Annotated in this window: 9 protein-coding genes; 4 read left to right on the top strand and 5 right to left on the bottom strand. The window is 43.0% G+C overall.

Features of this window, described 5'->3' with window-relative positions; all coding sequences use genetic code 11:
* The first annotated feature begins 225 nt into the window (after positions 1-225).
* Positions 226-732: an NUDIX hydrolase gene (locus ACI35L_RS09105; RefSeq protein ID WP_439802719.1), complete on the top strand. Its 507-nt coding sequence runs from the start codon at positions 226-228 to the stop codon at positions 730-732.
* An 80-nt stretch (positions 733-812) separates the two neighbouring features.
* Here the strand turns inward: ACI35L_RS09105 and ACI35L_RS09100 are convergent, their stop codons facing one another.
* From ACI35L_RS09100 to ACI35L_RS09085, 4 genes are all read right to left on the bottom strand, one after another.
* Positions 813-1,196: a 5-carboxymethyl-2-hydroxymuconate Delta-isomerase gene (locus ACI35L_RS09100; RefSeq protein ID WP_439802718.1), complete on the bottom strand. Its 384-nt coding sequence runs from the start codon at positions 1,194-1,196 to the stop codon at positions 813-815.
* Positions 1,197-1,199: 3 nt separating this feature from the next.
* Positions 1,200-1,991 (bottom strand): fumarylacetoacetate hydrolase family protein, encoded by a 792-nt coding sequence (locus ACI35L_RS09095; RefSeq protein ID WP_439802729.1) that lies wholly within the window; start codon positions 1,989-1,991, stop codon positions 1,200-1,202.
* Positions 1,991-2,737 (bottom strand): fumarylacetoacetate hydrolase family protein, encoded by a 747-nt coding sequence (locus tag ACI35L_RS09090; RefSeq protein WP_439802717.1) that lies wholly within the window; start codon positions 2,735-2,737, stop codon positions 1,991-1,993. Before ACI35L_RS09090 ends, ACI35L_RS09095 begins: the two co-directional genes overlap by 1 nt.
* 65 nt (positions 2,738-2,802) lie before the next feature.
* A complete protein-coding gene (locus tag ACI35L_RS09085) occupies positions 2,803-3,696 on the bottom strand; it encodes a LysR family transcriptional regulator (RefSeq protein ID WP_439802716.1) in 894 nt (297 codons plus the stop codon).
* Between the two features lie 138 nt (positions 3,697-3,834).
* Here ACI35L_RS09085 and hpaB point away from each other — a divergent pair, with 138 nt between their 5' ends.
* Entirely contained in the window at positions 3,835-5,310 is a 1,476-nt protein-coding gene (hpaB, locus tag ACI35L_RS09080) for a 4-hydroxyphenylacetate 3-monooxygenase, oxygenase component (protein ID WP_439802715.1), read from the top strand.
* 26 nt (positions 5,311-5,336) lie between these two features.
* Here hpaB and ACI35L_RS09075 read toward each other — a convergent pair whose 3' ends face one another.
* Positions 5,337-5,636 (bottom strand): TIGR04104 family putative zinc finger protein, encoded by a 300-nt coding sequence (locus ACI35L_RS09075; protein WP_197089907.1) that lies wholly within the window; start codon positions 5,634-5,636, stop codon positions 5,337-5,339.
* 182 nt (positions 5,637-5,818) lie between these two features.
* Between ACI35L_RS09075 and ACI35L_RS09070 the strand changes: the two genes are divergently transcribed.
* Both ACI35L_RS09070 and ACI35L_RS09065 read left to right on the top strand, forming a co-directional pair.
* Entirely contained in the window at positions 5,819-8,419 is a 2,601-nt protein-coding gene (locus ACI35L_RS09070) for a YhgE/Pip family protein (RefSeq protein ID WP_439802714.1), read from the top strand.
* Between the two features lie 115 nt (positions 8,420-8,534).
* A complete protein-coding gene (locus tag ACI35L_RS09065; protein ID WP_049670305.1) occupies positions 8,535-9,506 on the top strand; it encodes a proline dehydrogenase family protein in 972 nt (323 codons plus the stop codon).
* The last annotated feature ends 89 nt before the right edge of the window (positions 9,507-9,595 follow it).

The following is a 9,595-nucleotide window of genomic DNA, read 5'->3' as shown; positions in this document are numbered from 1 at the left end:
AAAACTATGTCGAGGGACATCGACAATATGGTGACGATTTACATGAACAATAGGGGGAATAACAGGGACTTCACGAGGGATGAATCTCCCCTAAATTCAAAAGGAAACCAAATAGTCAAATTCATAAGCTTTTTGTCTTGCACTAAAGTATCAGATTAGGTGAAGAACGACTGGTTCGTTATCAAGAGTATTTGAGAGTATAAATAAAACCTAAGGAGGCAAAAAATGGGGATGTCAGATTATTATCAAAAACTTCGAGATAAAGTAGGGAATGATTTATTATTCATCCCAAGCGTAGCAGGGGTTGTTCGAAATGAATTGGGAGAAATTTTGTTACAGAACAAAGGAAATGGTGAGAAATGGAGTCTTCCTGCTGGTGCGATTGAACCTGGAGAAGCACCTGCAGGAGCGATGGTTCGTGAAGTATGGGAAGAGACAGGATTATCTGTTGAGCCACGAAAGTTATTGGGGGTATTTGGCGGGGAGGAATATCGTTATCAATACCCAAATGGGCATCAAGTAGAATATTCTCTTTTTTTGTTTGATTGTGTTATTCAAGGCGGTAAACTAAATCCAATGGATCATGAAACGGCTGACCTTCAATATTTTCATCCTCAAAATATGCCGGAACTAGCTTTGCCTTATCCGAAAGAGTTATTTTTACATAACGACAATAATGAATCCTATTTTCAATGGAAGGAACAATGGGTTAATAATCTCTCTCAGAAATAATCGTATCTTATGGGATGGTCTACTTAATATAAATGGAAGAGCCTTATTGTATGCGATGTATAATAAGGCTCTTGTTTACATCACCTAAACCGTTTATGAATATTATTCTTCTTATAGGTGCCTAGTTCACTAAATTCATATAACTCCAATGAAAGAGCGAGATAGCGTGATTGATACAAATCCTGCAGATGATCCTCGAGCATCTGAAAGAGCTTATCGCATGTATCCTTCTTTTCTTTATCTGTCCTGCCTGCGCCAATTTTTAATGTCATATGAACAAAGGCATCATCTTCTGTGCCATCTGCAATCCAATAATCGGTTAATTGAATAGCCCTTACCCGTATTCCTCCAATTGGGTAGATATCTTGGAAGGAGTAGAGAACTTGACCAGATTTCTTTAGCAGTTCTTTCACTTGAAGTTGATTGGCTAGATTATCTGTGTATTCGATGGTTAAGTGGGGCATTTATCAGGACCTCCTCATACTGGAGGAGAGCGGCTGTTCTTCCGTTAATGGCTGATCAGCGATGATTGTACTCTTAAGTCGGCCGATGCCTTCAATTTCTGTCATGACTTCATCCCCAATTGCCGTATTTTCCAGACCTTCTGGTGTTCCTGTCAATATAATGTCCCCTGGATTCAAGGTCATAAAACTGCTTAAGTATTCAATTAGATAATCGGGTGTGAAAATCATGTTTCGTGTATGACCTTCTTGTGTCTGATTCCCGTTAATATACGTTCGCAGTGTAAGATTGCATGGGTCCTCGATATCGGATGCATCCACAAGCCACGGTCCGAGAGGTGTACAGGTGTCCCTGTTTTTGACGCGCAGGTTAGGCCGGTAATAGTTTTCGAGATAATCCCGGATAGCATAATCATTGGCAATCGTATAGCCAGCTATATAATCATGTGCATTCTTGCGGCTGACATGGCGGGCTCTCCTGCCGATGACAACGGCAAGCTCACATTCATAATGCATATACTTAGCCGTTATGGGGCGTTTCGTTTCTCCTCTATGGCCGATGAAGGTATTTGGTCCCTTCAGGAAGATAAGGGGATCCTTTGGGGGAGAGAAATCGAGCTCTTTCGCATGATCGGCATAGTTCAGCCCAAGAGCAACCACCGTGCTGCCGGGATTCACCGGCGGAAGCCAGACGACTTGATCCTCCTCGAGCATTTGCCCGTCAGGCATGGCAAGTTTTCCATCCTTTTCAGTCACGATATGAATGGACCCTTTATAGGCAATACGGGCAACCTTCATCATTTCCCCTCCTGTTCTGCTTGTGTTTCTGACATCACCTGATTTTCCAGGCTGCCAATCTGTTCAATTGTGACTCTGACCAGGTCTCCATCATGTATGACGGGCGGGTTATGGGAGACTCCGACCATAAGAATATCTCCGGGATATAGAGTCATAAATTCGGTTACATCTGTTAATAAAGCTGGAATAGAGCGGATCAGTTCGCTCGTATAGCTGGTATGAGAGAGTTGTTCATTTATATATACATCGATTCGAAGATTGTGCGGGTCTGTTACTAGGCTGGCTTTTTTTACATCTGGGCCGATAGGGCAAAATCCATCTCTTGCATTAAAACGAATGGGCGGCCGGTACAGGCTGTCATGCTCGATGCTGATATCGTTAACAATTGTGTAGCCCCGAATATAGTCCATCGCGTCATCCTCTACAATGGATTTGGCTGTTTTGCCAATGACAATGCCAAGGGAAGGGCCTGTTCGAAGACGCTCAGTTCCTTTTGGGAGCCAAATGATTCCTTTATGCTGATTGTATGTATTTCTTGGTTTGATGTATAGAATTGGAGCTTCTGGAGGTTTTTGATACGGCTTGTTTTTCATATGAGGTTCTAGTTCTTGATAGGCATCCTTGACATTTAATAATGTCCCGTAAACAGTTCCCATAATGGGTTTCCCTGCATTTGAGTAGGCTAGGGAAGTCCCGCTGAGCAGCTGGGCACAAATGGAGGAGCGGTCGAAAACTGGATTGCTCAAATCATCGCCTTCCTTTCATCAATTAATAATCATATATGAAATCATATATGAAATTTATTTAATATTCAAATATTTGGTATTTTAGGTCCGGAGGTTGGCAGACTGTCCAAAAACCGCTCAGCCTGCTTTGAAAGACGGCGGTTTTTAAGCCAGATGACGGCGGATTCAGAATTGATGTGCAAATCCTCGATATGTTTGACTATCCACCATTCTTCCGAAGATGCAGGTATGGCGGATAAAGGCAATAAAGCGGCGCCGACGCCAGCTCTTACCAAGGTGAGAAGCATCGAAGTATCTGGGCAATGACAAATCACATTTAGCTCAAGTCCGTTATCCCGGCATGTATCTATAACTAGTTCGTATAATCCGACTCCCCTTACTCGATGCAGCAGCATAATCGGCATCTCGGCCAAATCGGACATATGCAAGGAATCGCTGCAGCTAATACTTTTGGGAAGCACACAGACAAATTGATCAGTCGGTAAAGGCATGGTGTGAAATTGATGGAGGTCAAGCGGGAGACGTACAATGCCGATTTCGATATCCCGATTCAGTAAATAGTCAGCTATCCTGTATGAATCTCCCTCATAGAGCTGAAATGTGACTTCAGGGTATTCATCTCTGAACTGTTTGATTCTTTCCGGTAAATAAGAAAAGCTGGATTTTACACTTCCAATTGCCAAGTTTCCCTTTAATCCTTTTCCAACCTGCTGGACATCTTGGGTAGTCTCTTCGACCCAGCGAAATAATTCATTTGTCCGTTCGTACAATAATCTTCCTGCTTCGGTTAATTCCATGGCTTTTCCGTTTCTTTCAAACAAGGTTTGTCCGAGCTCCTCTTCAAGTGTCTTTAGCTGATAGCTGAGAGGAGGCTGAGCCATATGCAGCTTTTTGGCTGCCCTAGTGATTTGTCCCTCCTCGGCGATTGCCGCAAAGTAACGAAGCTGACGAATATCCAATCGTTCACCTCCAATTAGCTGGATTATACTTTTTTTAGATAGATTAAGCCTCTTTTTTTGTATTTTTCCTATAGATTACCACATGATACGATGTTTTCAAGAGAAAATGTAAGCGCTTTATAAAAAGGAGGAGATACTTTGGGAGCTAAAACAGGCAAAGAATACATAGAGCGGGTCAATCAGGCAAAAGCAAATGTGTGGATAAATGGAAAGCAAGTAGAGGGTGATATTTCTGAGCATCCCGCCTTTAAGGGAGTCATGAAATCTCAGGCTGAGCTGTATGACCTTCAGCATCAGCCCGGCAAGAAGGAATATATGACCTATACCTCTCCATCTTCAGGAGAAAGGGTAGGAACATCCTTTATCCAGCCAAGGACGAAAGAGGAGCTGATGATGAGACGTCAAATGATGCAGGAGTGGGCTGTCTATACAGGCGGCATGATGGGACGCTCTCCTGATTATATCAATGTCGGCATCATGGCCTATGGAGTGGCAGCTGATATGTTTGGCAAGCAGGATGAGCAATATAAACAAAATATGATCCGCTATTACGAGTATTGCCGGGAGAACGATCTTTCTCTCACTCACACCCTCATCCAGCCGCAGGTGAACAGGGGGGTCAGTGCCTCTAAACTGAATGATCCGTATATTGCGGCACGAATCAAGGAGAAGACGGATGAAGGTGTGGTTATAAAAGGAGCGAGATTACTAGCGACACAGGGGGGCATTACCGATGAAATCATGGTATTCCCTTCAACATTGCTTAAGCAGGGGGAGGAAGAGAATCCTTATGCTTATGCCTTTTCCATTCCGAACAATACACCTGGTCTGAAGTTTATTTGCAGAGAGTCATTTGATTATGGCAAATCCTCATTTGACCATCCGCTAGGTTCCCGGTTTGAGGAAATGGACACTATTGTCGTCTTCGATGATGTGGTCGTTCCGTGGGACCGTGTCTTTGCTTTAGGCGACGTTAATATTTGTAACCAGGCCTATAATGAGAGCAACGCGGTTGTTCATATGACACATCAGGTTGTATCCAAGAATGTTGCTAAGACCGAGTTCGTCCTTGGAATTCTTGAGCTCATGGCTGAAACCATTAATATCGGCCAGTATCAGCATATTCAGGAAAAAATTTCAGAAGTCATCATTGCCCTTGAGACATTGAAGGCATATGTAGCTGCATCGGAAGCCAATGCTTCCATAGATAAATGGGGCATCATGACACCTGACTTCGCTCCATTAAATGCAGCGAGGAATTATTTCCCGAAAATCTATCCCCGCTTTACGGAGATTATGCAGCTCATGGGAGCAAGCGGCTTAATGGCCATCCCAACCGAAGAGGATTTCCAATCAGAGCTGCGGCCGGATTTGGATAAGTATCTCCAATCGGCCAATGGAGATGCCTATAACCGTGTCAAATTATACAGATTGGCTTGGGATGTGTGCATGAGTTCATTTGGTTCAAGGCAGACCTTGTACGAGCGTTTCTTCTTTGGAGATCCTGTCCGTATGGCCGGTGCCCTATACAGCGGCTATGATAAACAAAAATATGTTGACCGTGTTAAAGAATTCCTTGATCGCTCAGAAGAATTGCAGAAAGCAAAAATATAAGAATCTAATAGGCAGCATTTATCCCGCTACCACATCGGTTCATCATGATTGCTCAGGATAAGGACAAAGGGCAGAACGAATAGTATGATAATCAAGATAGCAAGTTCGATCAATAAAGTAACGGTAATAGAAAGTTGAAATAGGATGAAAAACGGAAGAAGAAGTAGTGGAATCATGGTGATGAAGGATGTTCTGAAACGGGAGGACTGACTTTGATATTGGCTTTTTTGACAATAAGGACAAATCATCGACTGTCTAAAGGAGAGTATGGCCTTTAGCGATGAAGACCATGTCCAGGAATTCCCGCATGCTTTACAGGTTGGCATATGCATTAGTCCTTTCTGAATAGTAGTCATAGTAACTATACGATTTCACCCTAGAGATAGTTTCAAATCCTTGGGCACCTGTGCTTTAATCAGGTGCTTTTTTTGCATGCTCTTCTAAGGATAAATGCTGAAAATTAGCCCACACTATCCATCATACTACAGATGAAAGGGCGATCATGAGCATGTCGAAAATTTGGAGAATATATAAGACGGATTGGGTTCGGATCTTTCGTTCCAAAGCTGCTATCTTTCTTATCGTCGCCTTGATGATTCTTCCCTCACTCTATGCCTGGTTTAATATAAAGGCTCTATGGGACCCTTATGGAAATACATCCGGCCTCCGTGTGGCTGTAGCGAATGATGATGTAGGCTATACATTCAGGGGGAAAAAGATTGATATTGGGGACCAGGTTGTAGAATCGCTTAAGAAGAACAAAAAGCTAGGATGGACCTTTGTGAATCATGAGAAGGCCGAGAAAGGGGTCGTACAAGGGAAGTATTATGCCAGTATTTATATCCCAAAGGATTTCTCAGAGAATATGGCTAGTATCTTGACCGGTGATATCGAGAAACCAGAAATTATTTATACGGTGAATGATAAAATCAATGCAATCGCACCGAAAATTACTTCTAAGGGTGCAAGCACCATTGCCAGCAGCGTGAGCACTCAGTTTATTGAAACGGTTTCCTCCGAAATGCTCTCGGCCTTTAAGGAAATCGGGGTTGAATTAGAGAAAGAGCTCCCAACCATCCGCAACATGGAAAACAAGCTGTATGAAATTCAAGCCGCTATTCCGAAGATGAATGAATTCGGCAATCAAATTATCAGTCTGAATAAGAAGCTTCCCGAAATTCAAGAGAAAGTGAATAAAGCTACTGGCTATACTGAGTACATACCGAAAATCGATGAACTAGGGGGAAATGTCCTCAAGGTAAGGGATGCACTTCCAAAGATTGAGGCGGCCGGGGAGAAAATCGCAGTCCTTGAAGAGCATTTACCAGAGATTCAACAAGCAGCCGATTCGGTTGAATCTCTCACTAATGACTTTGATACGATTCATGATAATTTGAATACAGCGATAACCGAGGCAAAAAATGCGAGCGAGGTTATTAACCAGGTTCAGTCTGTTCTTCCTGAAATAAAGGAGCTGATGGAGGCGGGCTCAGGCTATACAGCCGTCATCAAGGATTTCACGGATAAATTAGCTGCTTCTTTTGAGGTCATCGAGCAAATGATTAAGAAAAATCTTCAATTGGCTAACGCATCCGCTAAAACGGTTACCTCTGCTTTGTCAGTCACTGGTAACGATACAGCAGCTGCCCAAAATCAATTGGGACGTTTATCATCGATGCTTGGAACGCAAAGACAGCTGATCAGTGATATCAATGCAACGAGCGGGAATCTGGGCGGTTTTGGCCAGAAATTGGCAAGGGCCCAGAGCTATGCGCAATCTGCTCAGCAATCACTAAGTAATGGTAATGTGTCGGCTGCTCAGGCACAGGCTTCGCAGCTTCAGAAAGCGATAGAAGAAATACTGGCCAGTTATGACAGTGCCTATTTACCAGCTATTGAGCAGGCACTGAAAAATGTGAGCAGTCATATGGAATCTGCCGATAATGTTCTGCAAACCTTAAACGAGCAGCTGCCAAAAGTTGAATCCATTTTAGTGAATGCAGGAGGAATTGTCGATGATGCCATTAAGGCCCTTGAAAAGTATGAGGCAGCCTTTCCTCAAATAGCTTCAGCTATAGATAAAGCATCCGATGCCGTTCAAACGAATATGGATGCCATTACGAATGGCATCACTACCGCCAATGACTTCTATGAGACGAAATATCCAGCTGCAAAGGAATCCATCATGCTTGGCAGTGCGTTCGTAGAGAATCAATGGCCAGGGATATCGAAGGAGCTTGTATCGACTGCAAAACTGATTGATGAGAAGATGCCGAAAGTCAAAAAATCAATAGAACTTGCTGCAGATTTGGCTGCCAATGATCTGCCACCGCTCACCACCAAAATTAATGAAGCGGCAAGTAAATTAACAGAAGCAAAGGGGGAAATCAATTTAGAGGAATTGATTGAATTCCTGCGACTTGATGTACAAAATGACAGTGATTTCCTTTCCAATCCAATTGATTTGAAAGAGGTCACGAAGTATCCGATTGCGAATTACGGATCCGCGAGTACGCCGTTTTATTCGACCTTAGCGATTTGGGTGGGTGTTGTCCTCTTGGTTTCTATGCTCTCGGTTGAAGTCCATATGCCGGAGGAGAGATATACCATTGCTCAAGTCTATTTCGGCAGGGGGCTGACCTTCCTGACGATTGCCCTTATTCAGACAGCCGTCATTGCCCTTGGAGATATCTTTTTGCTAAAGGCTGATATTTCTGATCGGATATACTTTATTCTATTCTCTCTATTGATTGCGCTTGTTTTTACAGCTCTGATTTACACGCTGGTATCTGTCCTTGGCAATGTCGGGAAAGGCGCGGCCATCATTCTGCTCGTACTTCAGGTTGCAGGGTCAGGCTCTAACTTCCCAATTGAGGTTTCCTCCTCCTTCTTCCAGCATATCTATCCGTTCCTGCCGTTCACATATGCGGTGAAATTATTGCGGGAATCAGTCGGAGGAATCTATTGGCCGACAGCGAGTATGTGCATCACAGTGCTATCCTTGATTACTGTCTTATTCACTCTTTTTGGAACCATATTTAAAAAGCCGCTTACCAAAATTGTGAACAAATTCAATGAAGATGCGAAAAAAAGCAAGATCATTCATTGATAAATTTGTCAGATTAAACGGTAACTTGGTAAAATGAAATGGGAATGACCAAGATTACCCAAGAAATAGATAAGAAGTTCGCACGGCCATGCTGTTAATCAAGGGGTGTTGCAGATTGAAACTGAAGGATGTATTTATTTCGTTATCGGAGAACCAATTCTTGAACCAAGCCGCACAGAAATATGGATTGAAAATGGGGGCAAAATCTGTTGTTGCTGGCACGACCATTGAAGAAGCCATTAAGAGCATACGTGAGCTGAACCGCAGGGGAATCTCCTGCACGGTTGACTGCCTCGGTGAATTCGTGAGTGACCATGCGGAAGCAACCAAAGCAAAGGAACAGATTATCCAAGTGATTGAAGCGATTCATGACAATGACGTTGATGCTCATATCTCATTAAAGCCTTCTCAATTAGGGCTTGATATTGATTATGCATTCTGTCTCCAGAATTTAAAGGAAATTGCCGAGGCGGCCTCCAGGTATGAACTTTTCATTAATATCGATATGGAGAACTATGACCGTCTTGAACCGTCATTCCGCCTTTTGGAGGAACTTTCTGAAGAGTATCCCAATATCGGAACGGTTATCCAAGCCTATTTCTACCGTGCTCAGTCAGACATTGAGCGGTTGAAGGATTATCGCCTTCGTATCGTGAAAGGCGCTTATAAAGAAACAAGCGATGTTGCTTATCAAACGAAACTAGACATCGATGATAATTTCCTTCGATTAATTGAATATCATTTAATGAACGGCAAATTCACGTCCATTGCCACCCACGATCATCAGGTTATCAATCACGTGAAGCGATTTGTTGAAGCCAACCATATTTCGAAAGACAAATTTGAATTCCAAATGCTTTACGGATTCAGAACTGAGCTTCAATATGAACTGGCCAATGAAGGCTATCAATTCTGTACGTATGTGCCATTTGGGACAGACTGGTACGGTTACTTCATGAGACGTCTTGCTGAAAGGCCGCAAAACCTTGGCTTAGTGACAAAGCAAGTATTTAATAAGAAAACAAATATTGTCCTTGGTGTCGCTGCAGGAGCCTTCCTGCTTGGCAGAATGACTAGGAAGAAATAAAGAATGAAATAGAAATAAAGAAAGCAAAGCCATTTATGAACTGAACCCCGAATAGTGGACACTTTAAAAAAAGTGGACCCTATTCGGGG

Origin of the sequence: Pradoshia sp., assembly GCF_051873915.1 — a bacterium.
Taxonomy (GTDB): Bacteria; Bacillota; Bacilli; order Bacillales; family Pradoshiaceae; genus Pradoshia.
This window is presented reverse-complemented; position numbering and strand designations above follow the sequence as displayed.